Consider the following 23,602-nt stretch of genomic DNA (forward strand, 5'->3'; position numbering starts at 1 on the left):
AAGCCGCCTCGACGACCTGCTGCCGTGGAACTTCAAGCCGTCAAGCTGAACCGCTGGTGCTGTTCAGCTAACGCTTACGCACGAACGGCTCGAACATCGCGGCAAGGCGGTCCTCCGGAATGCCCGGCCCGTCATCCTCGACCTCGATGACGGCTTCCCCGCCCTCGGCCCTCAGGCATACCCGCGCCGCGCCGCCATAACGCAGCGCGTTGTCGACGAGGTTGCCGATGGCGCGGGAGAGCGCGACCGACCGGCCCCGAACGATCGGCTCGGCCTCGGTGACCAGCGCCGCGCCGCGCGGCTCGCAGACCCTCCGCAGGAGGGCGGCCAGAGCGACCGAGCGGCGCGGCTCGCTATCGCCCTCGCCACGCGCGACGGCGATGAGGCCGTCGGCCATCACGGTCATCTCGTCCAGCGTCGCCAGGATCGGCGCGGCGTCACCGTCATCCAGCATCTCGGCGCGGATGCGCAGGCTCGTGATCGGGGTCCGCAGATCATGGCCGAGAGCCGCGAGGGTGCGGGTGCGCTCGGCGTCGAAGCGGGCGATGCGGGCCTGCATGTCGTTGAAGGCCACGGCGGCCTCGCGCAGCTCGCGCGCGCCGGTTTCGGGCAACCGTGCCGCGCGGTCGCCGCGCCCGGCGGCCCGTGCGGCGCGCGCAAGATCGGCGAGAGGACGGGTGAGACGGCGCAGGAACAGCAGGCCGACGCCAAGAACCGCCGCCAGCGACAGGCCCATCACGAGCAGGAGCGACTGGGCGCCGGTGCTTGCGGGTGGGGGGCGCATTCCGCGCATCTCGGCCAGGAGCCAGGCGGGCGGATCCATCACCTCGACCGCCAGCGTGGCAGGCGCGCGCCCCGCGCCGCGAACCAGCCTGACCTCGCGTTGCGCCGCGTCCGACAGGGTGGCGGAGAGATCCGCGAGGCGGCCGCTACCGGGCGGCGGCGGGGCGGATGCGAGCACGGGCCGCGCGCCGCGCCCTGCCGAGGAGGCCAGAAGGCGGCGCCGTTCGGCGGGCGCCGTGCCGTCGAGCAGGGGGGCCAATGCCAGTATCCGCTCGATCTGGCGGCGCTCCACCGCCTCGCGTCCCAGCCGGTCGCGCTCCCATGCCAGAACGCCCGCCGCCACGAGCGTCGCGGCCAGGAGCGCCGCCGTCAGCAGCACGGCGAAGCGGGCCGCGAGGCCGGCGGGCAGAAGGCGCCTCATGGGTCGTCCTCCACCTCGGCGGCCAGCGCGTAACCGCCGCCCCATTCGGTGACGAGCAGGCGCGGCCTGGACGGGTCGTTCTCGAGCTTGCGGCGCAGACGGGCGATGGTGTTGTCGATGGCGCGGTCGTAGGGCTTGGCCTCGCGGCCCTGGAGCCGTTCGAGAAGGGCTTCGCGGCTCAGCACGGCGCGCGGGCGATCGAGGAACTCCGCAAGGAGCCGCGCCTCCCCCGATGTCAGCCGCGCATGGCGCCCGTCGCCATGGACCACCTCGCGCGCCGCCGGATCGAAGCGCCAGCCGGCGAAGTGCCGCGCGGCGGTCGTCACCTGCGAGGGCGGTGCGGGGCGCCGCCGCAAGACCGCGCGGATGCGGGCGAGCAATTCGCGCGGGGCGAAGGGTTTCACCACGTAGTCATCGGCGCCGAGCTCGAGGCCGACGACGCGATCGGTCTCCTCGGCCATCGCGGTCAGCAGGATCACCGGCGGGCCGCCCTTCGCCGCGATGTCGCGGCAGAGCGACAGCCCGTCCTCGCCCGGCATCATGACATCGAGCAGCACGAGATCCGCGCCGCTCTCGCCGAGCACGCGGCGCGCCTCGACCGCGTTCGCGGCCAGCCGCGTGCGCAAGCCCTGCCGGCGCAGATATTGCGCCAGCGGCTCGCGGATGTCGCGGGCGTCATCGACCACGAGGATCAGGGGGGCGGCGGTCTCGTTCATCGGCACTCCATGAGGTCAGGCACTTGTCTAACGGCCTTTCACCGCCCCGCAAACCGCGTCCCGGAGAGGCGTTTGTCGCAGGATGTAACGAGACGCCGGAGCCGCGACAGTCCGCGACAAGGCCTTTCTCGCCGGGGGGATGCACGTCGTGCCATGACTTCCTTCATCGAAGCCATGGGGCGCCGCACGGAACGTCCCGGGAAACCTGAAAGGATACGACATGACCACTCGAACCCAATTCGGCATCGTTGCCGCGATCATCGCCGCGGGCGCGGCCTCGCTCGCCATCGCCCAGGATGCCCCCACCACGGCCGCACCGGCCGACGAGACCCGTCCCGCCCAGTCGGCGGACGCCCGGAGCGAGGAGGGCCGCCACGGCGCCAAGGCCGCGTCGCGGGGCGAGCGCGGCCACGCGAAGCGGCATGGCGGCCGGCATTGCGGGCGCGGCGCGATGCTCGGCGGCTTCGGCCCGGCGGGCGGACAGGCCCTCTTCGCGGCCGTCGATGGCGATGATGATGGCCGCGTGACGCAGGCGGAGATCGACGCCTATCTCCAGGATCGGCTCGCCGCGGCGGATGCCGACGGAAACGGGGCGGTCGGGATCGAGGAGTTCGCCCCGGTCTTCTTCGAACAGACGCGCCCCCGCATGGTCGATGCCTTCCAGCGGCTCGACGCGGATGGATCGGGCGATGTCACGAGCGCCGAGCTGAACGCGCGTTTCGGCGGCATCGTCGAGCGCATGGACCGCGACGACGACGGCGCTCTCACCATGCAGGACGGACGCCGCGGCGGCCGCGACTGACCCAACGCGCATGGCCGGGCCCCTCGTCCGGCCATGCCACTTCCTTGGCCTTGCCTGGACGCAGTCATATGGGGCGCGGCGGCGCTCACCGGCCGCGCCCATAGTAGAGACCGACGACATGCTCGGCCTCGGCAAAGAAGAGCCAGCGTGACACCGCCGCCCCGAAGATATGGCACAGCACTGCCACCGCGGCGATGGCATGATCGACGGATGGCAGCAGGAGCAGGACCGCCGGCGCCGCGTAGCCGAAGACCGCCGCGATCACCCGCAGCTTGGCCACGTGCTTGCGCGCGATCACGAAGACCATCTCCCGCGTCAGGTAGTTCTGTCCCGTATGCGGCGCCTCCCAGAGGCGGATGCCATCCGGAACGCCGAGCCCGGTCGCGCGGGTGATGCTGGTGCCGCTGCGCGCGAAAAGCCGATCACCCAGCCACCATGCCGCAAGCTGCCCCGCTCCGAGCGCGATGAGCAGGATGCCCGCGAGCACCGTCTTGCCCGCAAGAAGGCTCCCCCCCGCCAGCGCATGGCCGATGAACAGCGCCGGGGTCGACCAGTGATGCCAGCGCGGAACGGTGCGCAGCTGGGCATAGATCATCGCCGTCGCCCCGACGGTCCCCAGCGCCAGGAGCGCCCCGAGCCAGCCAAGCGGCGCGATGCGCCATCCCGCGAAGGTGATGAGCCCGGCATGGAGGGCGAAGACCGCCATCGCGGCGCTCGCCAGCCACGCCTCGCGGCTGAGCCAGGAGCTGCGCCATTGGCTGAAGGCCTTCAGGGCCCTTTCGGGATGACCGAGATGGAAGGCGGAGGCCAGCAGCGCCGAGCCCGACAGCCCGAGCCCGAGCCCCCAGAAGACCGTGCCGACCAGTCCCTCCGGGGCGGCAATCCCGAGGCCCAGCATCGCCAGCAGGCCGAAGCCGAGGCCCGAAAGGAGCGAGAAGGCGATGAGCGATGGCGCCGGATGCATCAGATCCGCTCCAGCGTCCGGTCGAGCCAGGCCATGAACCCGCGCGGCTCCTCGGCCACGGGCTCGAGAAAGGGGGCAAGGATGTCGATCTCGGCATCGCGGGGCCGCGGCGGGAGATACTTGTTGACCGGCCCCGTCTCCTGGTCCGGCATCAGGTCATAGCCGCCGCGCTCGGCGACGAGCTGCGAGACCGCGCTGTCGGGATCGCCCAGATCACCGAAATGCCGCGCCCCCGCCGGGCAGGTCCGCACGCAGGCGGGAACCCGGTCCACCTCCGGCAGGGTCTCGTTGTAGATGCGATCGACGCAGAGCGTGCACTTCTTCATCACCTTCTCGACCGGGTCCATCTCCCGCGCGCCATAGGGACAGGCCCAGGCGCAAAGACCGCATCCGATGCAGTCGGTCTCGTTGACCAGGACGATGCCATCCTCGACACGCTTGTAGCTCGCCCCGGTCGGGCAAACGGTCACGCAGGGCGCCGTCTCGCAATGAAGGCAGGATTTGGGGAAATGCACGATCTGCGCCGGCCCCGTCTCCGGCGTCAGCTCGAAGGAATGCACCCGGTTCAGGAAGGCACCCTCGGGCGCCTTGCCATAGGCATCCGCATCCGCCAGCGGTCCGGCATCGCCTTGCGTGTTCCAGCCCTTGCAGGCGATCACGCAGGCATGACAGCCCACGCAGGTATCGAGATCGATGACCAGCCCAAGCTTCACCTGCAAGGCGGGCGGTAGATCGGTCATATGTCACTGTCCTCCTTCATCTTCGTGAAAATACCTCCGCCGGAGGCGGCCGATGGCCGGGCGCGCGCGCCGCGCCGGCTCACCGCGTCACCTTCTGGGCAACGTCCCGCGGGCCGCGCCCCACCGGCGATGCCTGCGCCTGGTGGGCGGGCTGGCTGACCCGGGGCGCGGCCACCTTCTCGATGCGCACCCTGAGGTCGAACCAGGCGGCCTGCCCGGTGATCGGATCGCTGTTGGCCCAGCGCAGACCGTCCCCGCGCGGCGGCAGCAGCTCGTGGATGAGATGGTTGAGAAGGAAGCCTTGCGTCGCCTCCGGCGCCTCCCGATGCAGCGCCCAGGCGCCCCGCCGCTTGCCGATCGCGTTCCAGGTCCACACCGTATCGCGGTTCAGCGCGGCCATATGCGCGACGGGCACCGTGATCTGCGAATGGGGGCTGCTGACGCGCGCCCAGTCACCTTCCGCGAAACCGCCCTCCTGCCAGAGCGCGGTCGGCAAATAGAGCGGATTGACCCCGTGTATCTGCCGCAGCCAGGCGTTCTGGCTGCCCCAGCTGTGATACATCGCCATCGGCCTCTGGCTCAGGGCATGCAGCGGATAGGCATCGGGCGCGCGCTGGTCATCTCCGAGCGGAGGATACCAGATCGGCAATGGCGAGAACGTCTCCCTGATCCGCGCACGCAGATGCTCGGGCGGCTGCCGGCGCCCGTGACCTTCGGCGGCGAGCTGGAAGCGGCGCAGCGGCTCGCACCAGAGCGAGAAGATGTAGGGTTGCGGCCCATCTATCAGCCCCGTGCGCACGGCCCAGTCTTGGTAAGCCATGTTCCACGGCTTGAAGAACCGCGCATCCGGCGCGATTTCGCCGCGCCAGAAGCCCCCGTTGGCAATGTAGCTGTCGATCTGTGCCGCGTTCGGCCCGCCGCGGCCATGTGCGACGCCGCTCTCGCCCATCCGCCAGCCCGCAAGGGGGCCGATGCCCGGACGCCGCTCGTGGTTCTGGATGTAATCGGCGTAATTGGCGTAACGGGCGCTGCCATCGGCTTCGGTGAAGCCCGGCAGCGACAGCTGCGCGCCCAGATCGCACAGCACGTCCTGGAAAGGGCGCACGCCGGCCGCGCCGGGCCGTTCGGGCTCCACGACCGGCCAGCGGATCGCATCGGCCGCCGCATCCGCATCCGAGATCGGCCGGTCGAGCAGCGAGATGCAGTCATGCCGCTCGAGGTAGGTCGTATCGGGCAGGACGAGATCGGCGAAGGCGACCATCTCGGAGGAATAGGCGTCGGCGCAGATGATCCTCGGGATCACGTATTCCCCGTCCGCATCCGTATCGGTGAGCATCTGCATGACCTGCGTCGTGTTCATCGACGAGTTCCAGGCCATGTTCGCCATGTAGAGAAAGAGCGTGTCGATCCTGTAGGGGTCGCCGGCATGGGCATTGGAGATGACCATGTGCATCATGCCATGCGCGCTGAGCGGTGCCTCCCAGCTGAAGGCCTTGTCGATCCGGGCAGGCGTGTCCTCGTCGGTCAGGCACAGATCGTCCGGCCCCTGCGGGTAGCCCAGATGCGGCCCGCCGAGCGGCTGACCCGGCGCGCTGCGCGCATGGGGCAGGGGGTGCGCCGTCGCCGGCTTGGGGTAGGGCGGACGGAAGCGCGTGCCGCCGGGAACCTCGACGCTGCCCAGCAGGATCTGCAGCAGGTGCAGCGCCCGGCAGGTCTGGAACCCGTTGGAATGGGCCGAGACGCCGCGCATCGCGTGAAAGCTGACGGGCCGCCCGACCATCCGCTCGTGCCGGACGCCGCGAAAATCGGTCCAGGGCTGCTCGATCACGACCGGCTCGTCAAAGGCGGCGCGCGCGATCTCGGCGGCGAGGCGATGGATGCGATTGGCGTCCAGCCCGGTTCGCCCCGCCACCCGCTCGGGGGCGTAGTCGTTCGACAGGTACATCTCGGCGATATGCTGGAAGACGCTGCGATGGGTGACGCCGGCGCGGCGCAGCTTGCCGCGCAGGTCGGGTTCCACCCCTTCCGCGTCGAAGTCGGCGGGCCTGCCGGTGCGCCGGTCGATGACCATCTGCCGGCCGCTCTCGCCGCGCAGGAGCAGCCCGAATTGCGGCGACCTGGGGTCGGCGTCGACGAGAACCGGCGCGTTGGTGAAACGCGCGAGGTAGTCGAGATCGATCTTGCCGGCCTTCAGCAGGCAATGCACGAGCGACAGGACCAGCAGGCCGTCGCTTCCGGGCGTGATGCCCACCCATTCATCGGCAACTGCGTTGTAGCCGGTGCGGATCGGATTGACCCCGATCACCTTCGCGCCGCGCGCCTTGAGCGTGGCGATGCCTGCCTTCATCGGGTTGCTGTCATGATCCTCCGCCACGCCGAAGAGCAGGAAGAGGCGGGTGCGCTCCCAGTCGGGCTGTCCGAATTCCCAGAAGGAGCCGCCCATCGTGTAGATACCGGCCGCCGCCATGTTCACCGAGCAGAAACCGCCATGCGCGGCATAGTTCGGGGTGCCGAAGGCCTGCGCCCAGAGGCCGGTAAAGCTCTGGCTCTGGTCGCGCCCGGTGAAGAAGGCGAGCTTTTCGGGCGCGGTCTCGCGCAAGGGGCGCAGCCAGCCTTCGGCGATCTCCATCGCCTCGTCCCAGGAAATCTCCTCGAACTGGCCGGAGCCGCGCGGGCCGGTGCGCCTGAGCGGTGCGCGCAGACGCGCCGGCGACAGATGCTGCATGATCCCCGCCGCGCCCTTGGCACAAAGCACGCCGTGATTGACCGGGTGATCGCGGTTGCCCTCGATATAGGCCACGTGCTTCTTGCCGTCGGCGCCCTTCTTCAGGTGCACATCGATCCCGCAGCGGCATGCGCACATGTAGCAGGTGGTCTTGCGGATCTCGTCGGAGATGCGCGGCGAGGTCTCGGTCCGCGGCTGCGAAGCGCTCATCTGTCCCTTGTCCTCCGGTTGTCCGGGCCCGGGATGCGTCGGTCCCCGGCCGTGCGGCCCCTCAGAGCCGCACCCGCCCGTCCTTCGTCTAGCCGAAGACGCGGCCGAGTGCACCGTCCACGGCATCGGTGATGCGGTCGATGTCATCGGCCGTCGCGATCAGGGCCGGCGAGAAGCACAGCGTGTTGTTGTAGCCCGGCACCGAGCGGTTCGAGGCGCCGATGATCACGCCTTGCGCCATGCAGTCGGCGACGACCGCCTGCACGCGCTTCTCGTCGGCGGGCGTGCGCGCATCGCGATCGCTGACCAGCTCGGCGCCGCAGAAGAGGCCCTTGCCGCGCACGTCGCCGATCACCGCATGACGCTCGGCGAGGGCGTGGAGATTGCCCATCAGCCGCGTGCCCATGCGGGAGGTGTTTTCAAGAAGGCCCTCCTCCTCGATGATCGCCATGTTCTCCAGCGCCGCGGCCGGGCCCGAAGTGCAGCCACCGAAGGTCGAGATGTCGCGGAAATGGCCCAGCGGATCGCTCTCGTCCTTGAACATCTCGAAGACCGCCTCGGTGGTCACGCAGCACGAGATCGCGGCATAGCCCGAGGCCACGCCCTTGGCCATGGTGACGAAATCGGGCTCGACCCCGTAATGCTGGTAGCCGAACCAGGTGCCGGTGCGCCCGATGCCGCAGACGACCTCGTCGATATGCAGCAGGATGTCGTATTTGCGGCAGATCTCCTGCACCCGCGGCCAGTAGCCCTCCGGCGGGGTGATGACGCCGCCGCCGGCCGTGACCGGCTCGAGGCAGAGCGCGCCCACCGTGTCGGGCCCTTCGCGCAGGATCACCGCCTCGATCGCATCGGCGGCGGCGCGCCCGTAATCGGCGCCGGACAGATCGCCGTGTCCCTGCTCGAAGGCGCGGTATTCGAGGCAATGGGGCACCTCGACGAAATCGGGGGCGAAGGGGCCGTATTGGGCGTTGCGCTCCTTCTGCCCCCCGGCCGAGAGGCAGGCCAGCGTGGTGCCGTGATAGTCGCGGTCGCGGTAGAGGATCTTGGATTTGCGGCCGCCGTGATGCTTGTGCGCGATCTGGCGCACCATCTTGAAGGCCTTCTCGTTGGCCTCCGAGCCCGAATTGGCATAGTAGACGCGGCTCAGCCCCGGCATCTTCGCGATCAATGCCTGTGCGAAATGGGCCCCCGGGATCGAGCCCGCCGAGCCTGCGAAATAGTTCAGCCGTACCAGCTGATCGCGCACCGCGTCGGCGATCCGTTCGCGCCCGTAGCCGACATTGACCGTCCAGACGCCGCCCGAGACGGCATCGAGATGCTCCTTGCCGGTGATGTCCCACAGCTTCATCCCGCGCCCCTCGACCATGATCCTGGGATCGGCGCTCTCGAAGGGCTTGTGCTGGACCATGTGGTGCCAGACATGGGCGCGGTCGGCCTCGATCGCGGCGCGGGGATCGTTGATCTGGAAGCTGGCGTTCATCGGATGGGTCTCTTTGGTGGCAGGACGCTGGAGCGGGGGCTCGGCCCGGCTGACAGGCTGCGCCGCGCCGCGCCGCGCGTCAATGGGCGAGTTGCCGGCGTGCCGATCGCGCGGCTTAATTTGGCCATCCGCGCGCGCGATGCTGACGCGGCGGCGCGATGGGGGTAGATTTGCCGCATCCGCGCCCGCCGGGACATGCACAAGGAGAGAGCCATGCCAGACAGACGCCAGTTCATCGCGGGAGCTGCCGCTGCCGCCGCCACGGGGCTCGCGGCACCCGCGGGCGCGTTCGAGCTTGCGCCGCGCCTGCGCCCGCAGCTCGTTCCCCTGCGCGCGGGGATCGCGCCGGGACAGCTCCTCGTGGTTCCCGCGCAGCACTACCTCTACTGGACGATGCCCGAGGGGCAGGCGATGCGCTACGGCGTCGGCGTCGGGCGCGCGGGACTGGCCTTCAAGGGCACGGCTGTGATCGAACGCAAGGCGCGCTGGCCCAGCTGGCGGCCCACCGACGAGATGATCGAGCGCGAGCCCGAGACTTACAAGCAGTTCGAGGACGGCGTTCCCGGCGGTCCGGACAACCCCCTGGGCGCGCGGGCGCTCTATCTCTACCAGAACGGGATCGACACCTATTTCCGGATCCACGGGACCACGGCGCCGCGATCGATCGGCCGCTCCGTCTCGAACGGCTGCATCAGGATGCTGAACGCGCATGTCGAGGACCTCTATGCGCGGGTGCCGGTCGGCACCAGGGTGACGGTCTTCTGATCGGCGCGCGGCCCGGCCCCGGGGCGGGGCCGTCCGGCCTTCGGCGAAGGTATTTGCGCGAAAGTGAGGAGGGAAGGTCGGTTTCGGGATGCGTAACGTCGCCGCCCGCGCGCCCGCCGCGCCGGGGATCGGCGATCTAGGCAGGGAATGCCAGTGGGAGGGTCATGCGTTGCGCAGCCAAGTGAAAGCTCTCGTCGTCGGCGGCGGCGCCGTCGGCACCTCGATCGCCTATCATCTTGCCCGTGCGGGCTGGGACGAGGTGATGCTTCTGGAGCGCGACGAGCTGACCTCTGGCTCGACATGGCATGCGGCGGGCTTGCTGCCCTATTTCAACATGTCCTATGCGACGAGCTGGATCCACGACCACTCGATCAAGCTCTACAAGACGCTCGAGGCCGAGACGGGGCTCAATGCCGGCTTCGCCGTGGTCGGCAACCTGCGCATGGCGCAGAGCGATGCGCGGATGGACGAGTTCCGCCTCTATGCCGCAACGGCCGAGACCGTGGGCGTTCCGTTCGAATGGATGACGCCCTCGCAGATCAGGGAGCGCTGGCCCCTGCTGCGCACCGAGGATCTGGAAGGGGCGATCTTCCATCCCACCGACGGCTATATCAACCCCGCCGACGTGACGATGGCGCTGGCCAAGGGCGCGCGCCAGCGTGGTGTGACGATCGAGCGGCGCTGGCAGGTGGACGGGTATGAATGGGCCGGCGATCATTGGCGCGTCACCGTCACGAAGATGGCGGAGAAGGGCGGCAACCTCGTTCCCTCAGGCGAGCGACAGGTGATCGAGGCCGAGCATGTCGTTACCGCCACCGGCAACCACGCGCAACGCACCGCGCGCCTTCTGGGCATCAAGATCCCGGCCATTCCCGTCGAGCACCAGTTCATCGTGACCGAGCCCGATCCGGCCCTGCGCGCGTGGCGGGCCGAAGGCAATCCCGAGCATCCGGTGCTGCGCGATGCCGATGCCAAGTGGTATGTGCGCGAGGAGCGCGGCGGCTGGATCCTCGGCCCCTACGAGCGCGGCGCGCCGGCCCGCTTCGAGCATGGCGTGCCCGACAGTTTCCGCGCCGACCTCTTCCCGCTCGATCTCGAGCGGATCGAGGAGGAATACATGAGCATGATCCACCGCATCCCCTCCTCCGAGGAGGTCGGGCTGAAGGATGATTTCAACGGTCCGATCTGCTACACCCCCGATGGCAACCCGCTCCTGGGACCCGCGCCGGGCTTGCGCAACATGTGGCTCGCGGAGGGGTTCAGCTTCGGCATCACCGCGGCTGGCGGGGCCGGACATTACCTCGCGCAGCTCATGGTGGAGGGCGAGGCGGCGATCGACATGGCCAGCCTCGATCCGCGCCGCTACGGGCCGTGGATTACCACCGAATACGCCGCCCGCAAGAACGAGGAGGCCTATGAGCATGTCTATATCCTCCACCATCCCGACGAGGAGCGTCCCGCCTGCCGGCCGCTGAAGACCGCGCCTTGCTATGAGCGGATGCGCGCGCTGGGCGCACAGTTCGGGCAGGTGAACGGCTGGGAGCGGCCGAACTACTTCGGCCCCGTGGATGCGCCGGAGGCGTTCGATCACGATGCGCGCAGCTTCCGGCGCGGTGGGTGGTGGAAGCATGCGAAGGCCGAGGCCGAGGCGCTGCGCCAGGCGGCCGGGCTGATCGATGCGAGCGCCTTCGCCAAGCATCTTCTCGAAGGGCCGGGGGCGGCGGTCTTCCTCGACTGGTTCACCACCAACAAGCTGCCGAAAGTCGGACGTATCAACCTGACCTACGCGCTCGGTCCGGCGGGCACGGTGCGCACCGAATATACCATCGTCAGGCTTGCCGAGGAGAAATTCTACCTCGTCTCCGCCGGCGCCTGGCAGGCCTATGACAGCGATTTCCTGGCGAAGGCGGTCGCCGACAAGCAGGCCGAGTTCGGTGCCATGCACCTGACGGATGTGACCGCGCAGTTCGGCGTCTTCGCGCTGGCCGGGCCGCGGTCGCGCGATATCCTCTCGTCGCTGATCCGTGATGCCGATCCCGCAACGGCCCTGTCGAACAAGCGCTTTCCATGGCTGTCGGCGCGGCAGATCGAGCTTGGCATGGTGCCCGTCAATGCGATCCGCGTGGCCTATACCGGCGAGCTGGGCTGGGAGCTGCATCACCCGATGGAGATGCAGAACCATCTTTTCGACCGGCTGATGGAGGCCGGCGCGCCGCATGGCCTCAAACCTGTCGGCGCGCGGGCGCAGAACTGGCTGCGCCAGGAGAAGAGTTATCGCGCCTTCGGCACCGAGCTCGGACGCGACGCATCGCCCCTTGAGGCCGGGCTCGATCGGTTCGTCGACCAGGGCAAGGCGTTCCACGGCAAGGCGGCGATGCTGGCGCTCGGCATTCGCACGCGCTGCGTCACCTTGCGCATCGACGGTCCGCAGGACGCCGATCCCTGGGGCCGGGAGGCGCTTCTGTCCGGCGGTCGCGTGGTCGGGCGCCTGACCTCCGGGGGATACTCGGTTGCCCTGGGAGCCAGCATCGCGATGGGATATGTCGCGCCGGAGCTGGCCGCGCCGGGAACGGAGCTTCGCGTCCGGATGCTGGGCGAAACCTGGCCCGCGCGGGTCCTGCAGGACAGCCCCTATGATCCCGAGAACGCCCGGATACGCATTGATGCATGAAAGACATCCGCCGCGTTTCCGTCATTATTGAGACTTCATCGCGCCCAACCTTTCTGATTGGTTAAGTTCAGGATCAGTCAGGAGAGCGTCATGCGCCACGTTCAGATCATGGACAGCCCCAAGCTCGCGCGGTTCACGGGCATCAGCGGCGATGCGCTCCTGCGCACCCCGTTCGGCGCGCGCCGTGCCGACAATATCCGCCCCGGCGACCTCGTCGTCACGCGCGGAGGGGGGCTCCGTCCCGTCAGGCTCGTCTGGACGCGCAGCATCGGCGAGGCCGAGATGAAGGCCGATCCCGATCTTGCGCCGGTGCGCCTCGCGCCGCGCGCCCTCGGGCCGATGATGCCGCAAAAGCCCCTGACCCTCGCGCCGGATCACAAGGTCCTCGTGCCCGGCTGGCTGCTCGAGGATGGCGAGGAGAGCGGCGGGCTGATCGAGGCGCGCGGCCTTGCGGGGAGCAGCGACGCGATCTGGCTCGACCGCGATGCCGCCGGCAGCATCTTCTACAATTTCGTCTTCGACCGTCACGAGGTCGTCATGGTCAGCGGCCTCCCGGTCGAGACATTCCACCCCTCCGCGGCGACGGTCGCCAATGTCGACGAGGGCACGAAGGTCGATCTGATGCGCCGCTTCCCGGCCCTGCGTCGTGAGGCGGAGGCCTTTCCGCAAGCCGCCCTGCCGGTGCTGCCGCCGGCGGCCTACCTGCAGGCGATGCGCTAGCGGCGCGCCCGCCGCGTCGGCTCCGATGCCGGCCCGGGCGAGCGGCAATCGGGCTTTTCCCACGACATGGTGCGGCCGCTCCGGCGGCATGCGCCGCGCGTGGCATACCCGGCCCGCGTGCCATTCGAACAGCGGCTGCCGGTCCGGCATCCGGTGAAAGTTTCCGCATATATTCGAGGATCAAAGATGGACTACAAGAAAATGGCATTCGCCGCTGTTGCGGCAGGGCTGGTGGCCGGCGCCGCACAGGCGCAGGGCAAGCGTTTCGAGGATATCGACCTCGACCGGAACGGCCGTCTTGACCGCGCCGAGCTGGTGCGGGGTTTCGGGCAGGAGGGGCTATCGATCATCGGGCGCGACCAGGACGGTGATGGCCTCATCTCCAAGGACGAGATCCGCGCGACGCAAACCGAGGGCGAGCGCGCGATGAAACAGGCGGCCATGCGCGGCGAGTCCGGCACCCCGGGCGCGGCGCAGGCTGCCGAAATTGCTGAGCGCGAGAAGGACGACCGCGAGGAACGCGAAGACCGCGAGAGGGACGACCGCGAGGAGCGCGAAGACCGCGAGAGGGACGACCGCGAGGAGCGTGAGGACCGTGCCGAGGACGACCGCGAGGAACGTGAGGACCGTGCCGAGGACGACCGTGAGGACCAAAGCGATCGGGACGAGGACGATGGCGATGACGACGACTCGGATGACGATGACTGATCGGCGATCCCCGACCTGCGCGCGGACTCCCGGCGCCGTGTGCTAGGTGAAGGCCGCGCTGCCCCTTGGGCTGCGCGGCCTTGTCGTTCAGTTGGGAATTTCGCCCTTCAGGCCCTCGACGTAGAAATCCATGCCGGCCAGTGTGCCGTCATCGGCGGTCTCGCCCTCGGCGAGCCATGCGCTGCCGTCCTGCTTGTTGATCGGTCCGGTGAAGGGATGGGCCTCGCCGGCAGCGATCGCCTCCTTGAGGGCCAGCGCCTTCTCTTTCACCTCGGGGGGCACGGCGTCGCTGATCTCGCCGATCTCGACCATGCCGGGCGCGATCCCGTCCCAGGTGTCCTGGCTCTCCCATGTGCCATCCATCACCGCGCGGGTGCGCTCGATGTAGTAGGGCGCCCAGTTGTCGATGATCGAGCTGACGCGCGGCATCGGCGCGTATTCAGCCATGTCCGAGGCCTGGCCGAAGGTGTAGACATCGCCGGCGGCCTCGGCGGCGGCCTGCGGCGCGGTGGAATCGGTGTGCTGCAGGATCACGTCGGCGCCCTGCTCGATCAGCGCCTTCGCCGCGTCGGCCTCCTTGGCCGGATCGAACCAGGTGAAGGCCCAGACGATGTTGAACTCGACCTCCGGGTTCACCTCGCGGGCCGCGAGATAGGCGGCGTTGATGCCCCGGATCACCTCGGGGATGGGGAAGGAGGCGATGTAGCCGATCTTGTTGCTCTGCGTCAGGTGGCCGGCGATCAGGCCCTGCACCGCGCGCCCCTCGTAGAAGCGGGCGGAATAGGTCGAGACGTTGTCGGCGCGCTTGTAGCCCGTGGCATGCTCGAACTTCACGTCCGGGAACTTCTTGGCGACGTTGATGGTCGGGTCCATGTAGCCAAAGGAGGTCGAGAAGATGAGATCGGCGCCCGAAAGGGCCATCTGCGTCATCACGCGCTCGGCATCGGCGCCCTCGGGAACGCTCTCCTTGTAGACCGTCTCGATCTTGTCGCCGAATTCCTCCTCGAGCGCGAGGCGGCCCTTATTGTGCTCGAAGGTCCAGCCGCCATCGCCGACGGGACCGACGAAGACGAAGCCGACCTTGGTCTTCCCGTCATCCTGGGCATGGGCGGCGGCCGCGAGGCCGAGGGCAAGCGCCGTGGCGCCGAGGAACGTTCTGCGAAGCATCTTCATGCACTCCCTGTGGATCGCGGGCCGGGCGGCCCGGTCTTGTTGGCCCCGTCAGGACGAGGCGTGGAACACGCGGCCAAGCGCCGCCGGCGCGGCGAGCCGTGTGCGTCTGCGCGCCGACATGACGACGAGCACCGCAATCGTTATCAGATAGGGCGACATCGACAAGTACTCGACGGGAAGCGCGACGCCCGCGGCCTGCAGGTTCAGCTGCAGCACGGTCATCCCGCCGAAAAGGTAGGCCCCCAGGAGAACACCGCCCGCGCGCCATGCACCGAAGACCACGATGGCGAGGGCGATCCAGCCGGCGCCGGCGGTCATCCCCTCGGTCCATTGCGGCACCCGCACGAGGCTCAGATACGCCCCCCCGAGCCCGGCGCAGGCACCCCCGAAGGCGATGGCGGCAAGGCGGATGCGCACCACCTTGATCCCGATCGCATGGGCGGCGTCGTGGTTCTCGCCGCAGGCCCGCAGCACCAGGCCCGCGCGCGTGCGGTTGAGGAAGAACCCCGTCGCGAACACCATGAAAAGGCTCAGGTAGACGACCCAGTCATGGTTGAAGAGCACGGGGCCGAGCAGGGGCAGATCGCCCAGGCCCCCGAAATCGATGGGTTGGGTGCGCGGCGGCTTCACACCGATGTAATCCTGTCCGATCAGTGCCGATATCCCCAGCCCGAACAGCGTGAGCGCGAGGCCCGTCGCCACCTGGTTGCTCAGCATGACCTGGGTCAGCAGCCCGAAGACCAATGAGAGCAGCATCGCGCCCAGCGCCGCGGCGGCGAAGCCGGCGAGCGGCGAGCCGGTCTCGGTGGCCACCGCGAAGCCGCAGATCGCCCCGGTGATCATCATCCCCTCGACACCGAGATTGAGCACGCCCGATTTCTCGACCACCAGCTCGCCGAGGGCGGCCAGCACGATCGGGGTGGCCGCCACCATCAGCGAGGCGATCAGCAAGACCGGGTCGATCGATCCGAAATTCATGGCGCGATCTCCCGCCGCTTGATCCGTATCCGGAAGTTCACCAGCAAATCGACCGCCAGCAGGAAGAAGAGGAGCATTCCCTGGAATGCCTGGATTGCCGCCATCGGGATGTCGAGCATGAAGGAGGCAAGCTCGCCTCCGATATAGGTCAGCGCCATCAGCAGCCCCGCCAGCAGGATCCCGATCGGGTTCAGCCGTCCGAGGAAGGCGACGATGATCGCGGTGAAGCCGTAGCCGACATTGAAGTCGATGCCGATCTGCCCGGCCGGTCCCGTCACCTCGAAGAGCCCCGCGAGGCCCGCGAGCCCGCCGGAGATACCGAGGCACAAGATGATCAGCCGCGCGGGATCGACCCCTGCGAAGCCGGCGGCGCGGGGCGCCTGGCCCGCGAGGCGCACATGGAAGCCGAACATGTGACGCGCCAGGAGGACATAGGCGGCGATCACCGCGATGAAGGCCGCGACGACGCCCCAATGCATGCCGGTGCCGGCGATCAGCTCGGGATTGGCCGAGCCGGACCACTGGGCAAGGTTGCGGCTGCCGGGAAAGCCGCCCCCCTCGGGATTGCGCAGCGGCCCCACCGCCATCGAGGCCAGCAGGTTCTCGGCCACGTAGACGAGCAGCAGGGAGACAAGGATCTCGTTGGTCTTGAAATAGGCGCGCAATATCGCGGGGATCATCGCCCATGCGATCCCCCCGGCCAGCCCGGCGAGGACCATGGCGGGAAAGACGATCCAGCCGTCATAGGGATAGAGCGCAAGTCCCACCGCAGCCCCGCTCAGCGCGCCGACGATATACTGGCCCTCCGCGCCGATGTTCCACACCCCCGCCCTGAAGCCGAAACTGAGCCCGATCGCGATGAGGATCAGGGGTCCGGCCTTCACCAGCAGCTGCGGGCGCGAGTAGCCGGAGAATTGCGGATCGAAAAGCGGATCCCAGAAGATCGTGCGGATCGCGGCGAAGGGATCCTTGCCCAGGAGCGCGAAGAGCAGTCCGCCGGCGATCATCGTCAGCAGGACCGCCAGAAGCGGCGTGGCCAGAGCCCAGAGCCGAGAGGGCTGGGGACGTTTCTCGAGCGCGATCATGCCGCACATCCCCGCCGCGCGGCCGGGCATGCGCGCGCCGAGCCTGCCGCGGCGGCGCGGCGGCGCAGGCGCGGGCCCGGGCCGGCAGGCAGGAGGGCAGGGCGCGAGGGGCCTTGGCGCTCTGGTGTCATCTGTCGTCCTGTCCTTTTCACGGGGCGGGGGTCGTTGATGGGGCGGGGGTCGTTGATGGGGCGGGGGTCGTCACCGGGGCGGGGATCGCCGATTGTGTAGATGTCGGCGCCGCTCATGCCGGGGCCAGCCCGTGGGCGCCGCCCATCATCAGCCCGATCTCCTCGGTGCCCAGATCGGCGGTTTCGCGCGGGGCGCTCAGCCGTCCCTCGTTGAGCGCGGCAAAGCGGTCCGAGATCTCCATCAGCTCGTCGAGGTCCTGGCTGATGACGATCACCGAGGCCCCGTCGGATGCCAGATCGAGAAGCGCCTGCCGGATCGCGGCCGCCGCGCTCGCATCGACCCCCCAGGTGGGCTGGTTGACGACCAGCAGCTCGGGGCGTTGCAGGATCTCGCGTCCGATGACGAATTTCTGCAAGTTGCCACCCGACAGGGCCCGCGCGGCGGTTCCGGGGCCGGGCGTGCGCACGTCGAACCGGGTGATGACGCCTTCGGCGAAGGCGCGGGCACGGCGCCAGTCGATCATCCCGCGCCGGGTCAGGCCCTCGCGGTCATGCGCCGTGAGCACGCCGTTCTCGGTCAGCGACATGTCCGGGGCGGCGGCATGGCCCAGACGCTCCTCCGGCGCGGCCAGGAGGCCCAGTGCGCGGCGCGGATTCGGGCCAAGCCGGCCGATATCGCGGCCCTCCAGCCGGATATGGCCCGAGGCGCTGCGCATCTCGCCGCTCAGGCTGGCCAGAAGCTCGTCCTGGCCGTTGCCCGCCACGCCGCCGATCCCCAGGATCTCGCCCGACCGCACCTCGAAGGTGACATCCTTGAGCGCCGTGCCGAAGGGGGAGACGGGCCGTGTCGACAGGCCCGCGACCGAAAGGCGGACATCGCCGGGCGCATGGGGTCGGGCGCGGGGCGCGCGCAGACTGTCGCCCACCATCATCTCCGCCATCGCCCGCACCGAGGTCTCGGCGGGCACGCAGCTTCCGACGACCTCGCCCTGCCGCAGGATCGTGGCACTGTCGCACAGGGCACGGATCTCCTCGAGCTTGTGGCTGATATAGAGGATCGCGACCCCTTCGGCGCGCAGTTTGCGCAAGGTGCCGAAGAGAAGCCGCGCCTCCTGCGGGGTGAGCACGGATGTCGGCTCGTCCATGATCAGCAGGCGCGGTTCTTGCAGCAGGCAGCGCACGATCTCGACCCTCTGGCGCTCGCCGGCGCTCAGGTCCCCGACGCGCCGTCCGGGATCGAGCGGCAGGCCATAGGCGGTGCTGACATCGCGGATCGCCTTGGCGAGGGCGCGGCGCGGCGGCGCGTTCTCCATCCCCAGCGCGATGTTCTCGCCGACATCGAGCGCGTCGAAGAGCGAGAAATGCTGGAACACCATTCCGACCCCGGAGGCGCGCGCATCGCGCGGATCGCCGGGCGTATGGGGCAGGCCGGCAAGCTGCATCCGGCCGGCATCGGGCCGGACGAGGCCGTAGATCATCTTGACGAGCGTGGATTTTCCCGCGCCGTTCTCGCCGAGCAGCGCATGGACATTGCCCGCCTTGATGCCGAATGTGACGTCGCGATTGGCGACCACGCCGGGATAGGCCTTGGTCAGCCCGTCCACCCTCAGAAGGTCTGCGCCCGAACTCATTCCGCCCCGCCTCTCGTGCCCTTGCCGGCCCGTTCCTTAAAGGCCGGCGCCGCTCCGGTCCACTCCGATCCGTTCCACGGCCCGCACAGGGCCGCTCCAGTCCTCCTTCAGTAGGCTGGCCGCGACCCCGATCGCAATGGCCTGGGGATGCTTGCCGAGCGAAGGGTCACCGATGGGACACGTTATCCGCGCGATCCGATCGGCCGGATGGCCGAGCGCCTGCAGGCGGCGGATGAAGCGGGCGCGCTTCGTCGCCGAGCCGATCAGCCCGGCATAGGCGAACTCGTGGCGCAGGAGCTGGTGGCAGATCTCGAGATCGAGCGCGTGCGAATAGGTCATGACGAGATGGGCGGCGCCGTGCGGGGCATGGCCGATCACGCGGCCCGGTTCGGGAACGGGGCGGCAGGAGACGCTGCGGGGAACCTCGTCGGGGAAACGTTCGCGCGCCGTGTCCAGCCAGGTGACGGCGATGCCCGGCAATGGCGCGAGCAGCGCGCAGACCGCCCGCCCCACATGCCCGGCGCCGTGTAGCCAGACCGGCCGGCGGGCGGGGCTGACAGGCTCCATCATCCAGCCGCCCGCCAGTTGCGGCGCGGGCGGGGTGCCTTGGGCGGCGAGCGCGGCCAGGCGGCGCATCGCCGGAGGCGGCGCGCCCGGCTCCGGCCCGCGCAGGAAGACCGCCCCGGGCTCCAGAGCGGCCAGCCGGGCCATGTCCCAGCGTTCGGTCAGGAGGGTGACCGCGCCGCCGCAGCACTGGCCGAGCCCCGGACCAAGTGGCACATGGCGCAGCTCCCACGGCCCCGCGAGGGGCGCGCGTGCCGCCGCCTCATGCTCGAGCGCGCCGCCGCCGATCGTGCCGGACTGCCCGCCCTCCCAGACCAGCATCGAGGCGCCGACCTCGCGCGGGACCGAGCCCGCGGTGGCCGCGACGACCACGCGCCAGACCGCCGAACGCCCCGTCAGGGCGTCCCGCAGGGCCTCGGGATCAAAGCTCATCCGCGTGCCCGCATCACCGCCGCGCGAATCCGCTCCGGCGTGGCGGGCGCATCGAGCGCCGGATAATGCGGACCGCAGCTCGCGGCGGCATCCGACAGGGCCATCAGGACCGAGATGCCAAGCATCAGGGGCGGCTCGCCCACCGCCTTGGACCGACGGATCGTCGCCGCGGGATTGGGCTCGTCCCAGAGCGTGACATTGAAGATCGGCGGCCTGTCGGAGCAGGCGGGTATCTTGTAGGTCGAGGGGGCATGCGTCGTCAGGCGGCCCTTGTCGTCCCAGACGAGCTCCTCGGTGGTGAGCCAGCCCGCGCCTTGCACATACCCCCCCTCGATCTGCCCGATATCGAGGGCCGGGTTCAGCGAGGCGCCGGCATCATGCACGATGTCGCAGCGCAGAATGCGGTTCTCGCCGGTCAGGGTGTCGATCACCACCTCGCTGACGGCGGCGCCATAGGCGAAGTAGTAGAAGGGACGGCCCTTGCCGGCGATCCGGTCCCAGGCGATACCCGGTGTGCTGTAGAAGCCCGTGGCCGACAGGCTGACGCGCGCCTGGTAGGCGATCTGCACCGCCTCGGCGAAGCTGTGCCGCACATTGCCGGCGATCACCTCGCCGCCGGCGAAGCGCACATCATCCGCCGGGCAGCCGTGAAGCTGCGCCAGGAGCGCCGCGATGCGCCCGCAGAGCGTCTCGCAGGCCGCCAGCACAGCCATGCCGTTCAGGTCGGTCCCCGAGGATGCGGCCGTGGCGGAGGTGTTGGGCACCTTGGCCGTGTCGGTGGCGGTGACGCGGATCGCCTCCATGCCGATGCCGAAACGCTCGGCGGCGATCTGCGCGACTTTCGTGAAGAGGCCCTGGCCCATCTCGGTGCCCCCATGGTTCAGCTGCACCGAGCCGTCCTGGTAGACATGCACGAGCGCACCGGCCTGGTTGAGATGGGTGAGCGTGAAGCTGATGCCGAATTTCACGGGGGTGAGAGCGATCCCGCGCCGCAAGAGCGGATTGTCGGCGTTCCACCGGGCGATCCGGGCCCGGCGCCCGTGATAGTCGGCGCGTTCGGCCAGGTCGGCGCAGAGGCGGTTGAGCATGAAATCGGTCACGGGCATGTGATAGGGCGTGGTCTGCGTTCCGGCCCCCTCGCGCCGCGCTCCATCCGAGTCCTCCGGCCTGCCGCCATCCTCGCGATCATCGCCCGGCTCCACCTCCGGCGCACCCGCCGCGCCCCGGCTGGCAAGGTCGCGCTCGGCCGCGTGGCCGTGAGGCGGCGAGGAGGGGGGCGGCGGAGGGGGGGCGGCTGACGCCTCGGGCTCGGCTTGCGGCGCGGGCATCCGGTTGACGGGGGCATCGGCGTAGAAGTTGGCACGGCGCACGTCGAGCGGGTCGCGGCCGAGCGCATGGGCGATCTCGTCCATCACCCGCTCGATCCCGAGCATCCCCTGCGGCCCGCCAAAGCCGCGAAAGGCGGTGGCCGACTGGGTGTTGGTGCGCATCCTGTGGCTTTCGATGCGCACATGCTCCAGGTGATAGGCGTTGTCGGCATGCAGCATCGCCCGGTCCGCGACCGGAAGGGAGAGATCCTGCGCCCAGCCGCAGCGCAGGTGATGCACGAAGGACAGCCCCTCGATCCGGCCCAGCGCGTCGAAGCCGACATCGTAGCCGATGCGCATGTCATGGCGCTTGCCGGTGATGATCATGTCGTCGTCGCGGTCGTAGCGCATCTTGCAGGCGCGCCCGCTCAGCCGGGCCGCGACGGCGCAGGCCACCGCAAGCGCGTTGCCTTGTGATTCCTTGCCGCCGAAACCGCCGCCCATGCGGCGCACCTCGACCCGGACCGCATGCATCGGCATCCCCAGCGCCTCCGCGACCTTGTGCTGGATCTCGGTGGGATGCTGCGAGGAGGAATGGATCAGCATGTCGCCGTTATCGAGGGGCAGGGCGAGGGCCGCCTGTCCCTCGAGATAGAAATGCTCCTGGCCGCCGATCTCCATCACGCCGCTCACGCGGTGCGGCGCGCCCGCCAGCGCCGCCGCCGCGTCGCCCTTGGTGTAGACGCGCGGACCCTCCTCGAAGCGCGCATCCGCCGCGATTGCCGCGTCGAGATCGAGCAGGGCGGGACGCTCGGTGATCTCGGAGCGTCCCAGCCGCGCCGCGCGCCGCGCCGCGCCGTGGCTTTCGGCGAGAACCGCGAAGAGGGGTTGCCCGACGTAGTGAACCATGTGCTCGGCCAAAAGCGGCTCGTCATGGGCCGACGGCGAGACATCGTTCTCGTGCGGGAGCATCTCGGGGGTAATGACCATCACGGCACCGGGCGCGGCGCGGACCGCGGCCAGGTCGAGCGCCTCGATCGTTCCATGGGCCACGGGCGAGAGGCCGAAGGCGAGATGCAGGCAGCCGGCGGGAACGGGAATGTCGTCGACATAGCGCGCGGCGCCCGTGACATGCAGAAGGGCAGCCTCGTGGGGGAGGGCGCGCGCCGTGCTCATGGTGCGACCTTGAGCACGGAGACGGCCCGTCCGCCGCGCTCGGCCGCCAGGCGGCGCAACATTCCGGCCGCGGCATCCAGCCTGTATCCCGCCGAGGCGCGCATGTCGCTCAGCGGGGTGAAATCCTCGGCGAGCCAATCCCGGCAGGCGCCGAGCGTCCCCTCGTCGAGCGCCCTGCCGATCAGGGCCGCCTCGAGCGTCGCGGCGCGCCTGGGGGTGCCGGCCATGCCGCCGAAGGCGATGCGCGCCCTGCGCACGATGCCCGCCTCGATCCCGATCGAGAAGCAGCCGCATACGGCGGAGATGTCCTGGTCGAAGCGCTTGGAGAGCTTGTAGCAGCTGAGCTCGTCCGGCTGGTCGGGAATGCTGACGGCTTCGACGAACTCGCCGGGCGCGCGGTCCTGCCGTCCGTATTCGAGGAAGAATGCCTCGAGCGGCATCTGCCGCCGCGCCGCGCCGCGCCGCAGGTGCAGCGTCGCGCCAAGCGCGATCAGTGCCGGCGAGCCGTCGGCGATCGGCGAGCCGTTCGCGATGTTGCCGCCGATGGTCGCCGCGCCGCGCACCTGCTCCGAGCCGTAGCGCCGGATCAGCTCGGCGAAGGCCGGGTGACGGTCGGCCATCAGCTCGCGCAGCCGCGACAGGCGCGTCCCGGCGCCGATCCAGAGCCGTCCCTCCTCCTGGCGCACCGCGCGCAGCGCCGCGATCTTGCCAAGGAACACCATCTCTCCCAGATCGCGCAGCCCCTTGGTGACCCAGAGGCCGACATCGGTCGCCCCGGCGACGAGCGTCGCGCCGGGATGATCGGCGTACCACGCGGCGAACGCGTCGAGATCGGTGGGCCGGTGAACGGGCGCGGCCCCGGATGCCCCGCTCGCCCCGGACGTGGCCGGCGCATCCGGCGCGGCGGCCGGAGGGCTCTCCTGCATCCAGGCGGGCACCGGCTGCGAGGCCGCCGCCTCCGCCGCCCTGATGATCGGTGCGTAGCCGGTGCAGCGGCACAGGTTCCCCGCGAGCATGTCATCGTGATCGTGCCGGCCAAGGAGATGGCTCCGCGCCATCGAAACCACGAAGCCGGGCGTGCAGAAACCGCATTGCGCGCCGTGATGGGCGATCATCTCGGCCTGAACGGGATGCAGCGTGCCGTCGGGGCCGGCGATCCCCTCCACCGTGCGCAGGGCACAGCCGTCGAGCTGCGGCAGGAAAAGAATGCAGGCGTTGAGTGCGCGGCAACCTTCGGCATCGCTCACCAGCACCGTGCAGGAGCCGCAATCGCCCTCGTTGCAGCCCTCCTTGGTGCCGGTCAGCCCGCGTGTCTCGCGCAGCCATGCAAGAAGGGTGCGGTCCGGCGGGGACGCCGGCACATGCACGGTCTCTCCGTTCAGAGAAAACGTCACGTTCATGTCAGGTCGGACCAGCC

18 protein-coding genes are annotated in these 23,602 nt (G+C 69.6%); 5 read left to right on the forward strand and 13 right to left on the reverse strand.

The window, feature by feature from the left end:
• Window positions 1–67: 67 nt before the first annotated feature.
• Both PMES_RS03030 and PMES_RS03035 read right to left on the reverse strand, forming a co-directional pair.
• Entirely contained in the window at window positions 68–1,204 is a 1,137-nt protein-coding gene (locus PMES_RS03030; RefSeq protein ID WP_159964042.1) for an ATP-binding protein, read from the reverse strand.
• Window positions 1,201–1,920 (reverse strand): response regulator, encoded by a 720-nt coding sequence (locus tag PMES_RS03035; protein ID WP_159964043.1) that lies wholly within the window; start codon window positions 1,918–1,920, stop codon window positions 1,201–1,203. The genes PMES_RS03030 and PMES_RS03035 overlap by 4 nt, the downstream gene beginning before the upstream one ends.
• A gap of 220 nt (window positions 1,921–2,140) precedes the next feature.
• Here PMES_RS03035 and PMES_RS03040 point away from each other — a divergent pair, with 220 nt between their 5' ends.
• On the forward strand, window positions 2,141–2,722 hold the full coding sequence (locus tag PMES_RS03040) for an EF-hand domain-containing protein (protein WP_159964044.1): 582 nt from the start codon (window positions 2,141–2,143) through the stop codon (window positions 2,720–2,722).
• 85 nt (window positions 2,723–2,807) lie between these two features.
• Here the strand turns inward: PMES_RS03040 and PMES_RS03045 are convergent, their stop codons facing one another.
• The 4 genes from PMES_RS03045 to PMES_RS03060 form a co-directional block, all read right to left on the reverse strand.
• Window positions 2,808–3,686 (reverse strand): dimethyl sulfoxide reductase anchor subunit family protein, encoded by an 879-nt coding sequence (locus tag PMES_RS03045; RefSeq protein WP_159964045.1) that lies wholly within the window; start codon window positions 3,684–3,686, stop codon window positions 2,808–2,810.
• On the reverse strand, window positions 3,686–4,426 hold the full coding sequence (locus PMES_RS03050; RefSeq protein WP_159964046.1) for a 4Fe-4S dicluster domain-containing protein: 741 nt from the start codon (window positions 4,424–4,426) through the stop codon (window positions 3,686–3,688). Before PMES_RS03050 ends, PMES_RS03045 begins: the two co-directional genes overlap by 1 nt.
• Window positions 4,427–4,505: 79 nt before the next feature.
• The gene (locus PMES_RS03055; RefSeq protein ID WP_159964047.1) at window positions 4,506–7,361 is read right to left on the reverse strand and encodes a molybdopterin oxidoreductase family protein; all 2,856 of its coding nucleotides are present in this window, start codon (window positions 7,359–7,361) and stop codon (window positions 4,506–4,508) included.
• Window positions 7,362–7,449: 88 nt separating this feature from the next.
• Window positions 7,450–8,844 (reverse strand): aminotransferase family protein, encoded by a 1,395-nt coding sequence (locus PMES_RS03060; RefSeq protein ID WP_159964048.1) that lies wholly within the window; start codon window positions 8,842–8,844, stop codon window positions 7,450–7,452.
• Between the two features lie 213 nt (window positions 8,845–9,057).
• Between PMES_RS03060 and PMES_RS03065 the strand changes: the two genes are divergently transcribed.
• The 4 genes from PMES_RS03065 to PMES_RS03080 all read left to right on the forward strand — a co-directional run bounded on the left by PMES_RS03065 (window position 9,058) and on the right by PMES_RS03080 (window position 13,708).
• Window positions 9,058–9,609 (forward strand): L,D-transpeptidase, encoded by a 552-nt coding sequence (locus tag PMES_RS03065; protein WP_159964049.1) that lies wholly within the window; start codon window positions 9,058–9,060, stop codon window positions 9,607–9,609.
• Window positions 9,610–9,778: 169 nt separating this feature from the next.
• Window positions 9,779–12,280: a GcvT family protein gene (locus PMES_RS03070; RefSeq protein ID WP_159964247.1), complete on the forward strand. Its 2,502-nt coding sequence runs from the start codon at window positions 9,779–9,781 to the stop codon at window positions 12,278–12,280.
• Window positions 12,281–12,370: 90 nt separating this feature from the next.
• Window positions 12,371–13,000: a Hint domain-containing protein gene (locus PMES_RS03075; RefSeq protein ID WP_159964050.1), complete on the forward strand. Its 630-nt coding sequence runs from the start codon at window positions 12,371–12,373 to the stop codon at window positions 12,998–13,000.
• A 186-nt stretch (window positions 13,001–13,186) separates the two neighbouring features.
• On the forward strand, window positions 13,187–13,708 hold the full coding sequence (locus PMES_RS03080; protein WP_159964051.1) for an EF-hand domain-containing protein: 522 nt from the start codon (window positions 13,187–13,189) through the stop codon (window positions 13,706–13,708).
• A gap of 87 nt (window positions 13,709–13,795) precedes the next feature.
• On the opposite strand, the gene PMES_RS03085 is transcribed toward PMES_RS03080, so the two are convergent.
• From PMES_RS03085 to xdhA, 7 genes are all read right to left on the reverse strand, one after another.
• Entirely contained in the window at window positions 13,796–14,875 is a 1,080-nt protein-coding gene (locus tag PMES_RS03085; protein WP_159964052.1) for a BMP family ABC transporter substrate-binding protein, read from the reverse strand.
• A 54-nt stretch (window positions 14,876–14,929) separates the two neighbouring features.
• Window positions 14,930–15,859, reverse strand: a complete 930-nt coding sequence (locus PMES_RS03090; RefSeq protein WP_159964053.1) for an ABC transporter permease — start codon at window positions 15,857–15,859, stop codon at window positions 14,930–14,932.
• Complete coding sequence (locus PMES_RS03095) at window positions 15,856–16,944, reverse strand: ABC transporter permease (RefSeq protein ID WP_159964054.1); 1,089 nt, start codon at window positions 16,942–16,944, stop codon at window positions 15,856–15,858. Before PMES_RS03095 ends, PMES_RS03090 begins: the two co-directional genes overlap by 4 nt.
• Window positions 16,945–17,188: 244 nt before the next feature.
• A complete protein-coding gene (locus PMES_RS03100; RefSeq protein ID WP_159964055.1) occupies window positions 17,189–18,706 on the reverse strand; it encodes an ABC transporter ATP-binding protein in 1,518 nt (505 codons plus the stop codon).
• Between the two features lie 36 nt (window positions 18,707–18,742).
• Window positions 18,743–19,702 carry a xanthine dehydrogenase accessory protein XdhC gene (gene xdhC / locus PMES_RS03105; protein ID WP_159964056.1) on the reverse strand — a complete coding sequence of 320 codons (960 nt, stop codon included), beginning with the start codon at window positions 19,700–19,702 and terminating at the stop codon, window positions 18,743–18,745.
• Window positions 19,699–22,185 carry a xanthine dehydrogenase molybdopterin binding subunit gene (locus tag PMES_RS03110; RefSeq protein WP_159964057.1) on the reverse strand — a complete coding sequence of 829 codons (2,487 nt, stop codon included), beginning with the start codon at window positions 22,183–22,185 and terminating at the stop codon, window positions 19,699–19,701. The genes xdhC and PMES_RS03110 overlap by 4 nt, the downstream gene beginning before the upstream one ends.
• Window positions 22,182–23,585 (reverse strand): xanthine dehydrogenase small subunit, encoded by a 1,404-nt coding sequence (xdhA, locus tag PMES_RS03115; protein WP_159964058.1) that lies wholly within the window; start codon window positions 23,583–23,585, stop codon window positions 22,182–22,184. The genes PMES_RS03110 and xdhA overlap by 4 nt, the downstream gene beginning before the upstream one ends.
• Window positions 23,586–23,602: the final 17 nt, after the last annotated feature.

The organism is Profundibacterium mesophilum KAUST100406-0324 (assembly GCF_009835145.1).
In the GTDB taxonomy this organism is placed as follows: domain Bacteria; phylum Pseudomonadota; class Alphaproteobacteria; order Rhodobacterales; family Rhodobacteraceae; genus Profundibacterium; species Profundibacterium mesophilum.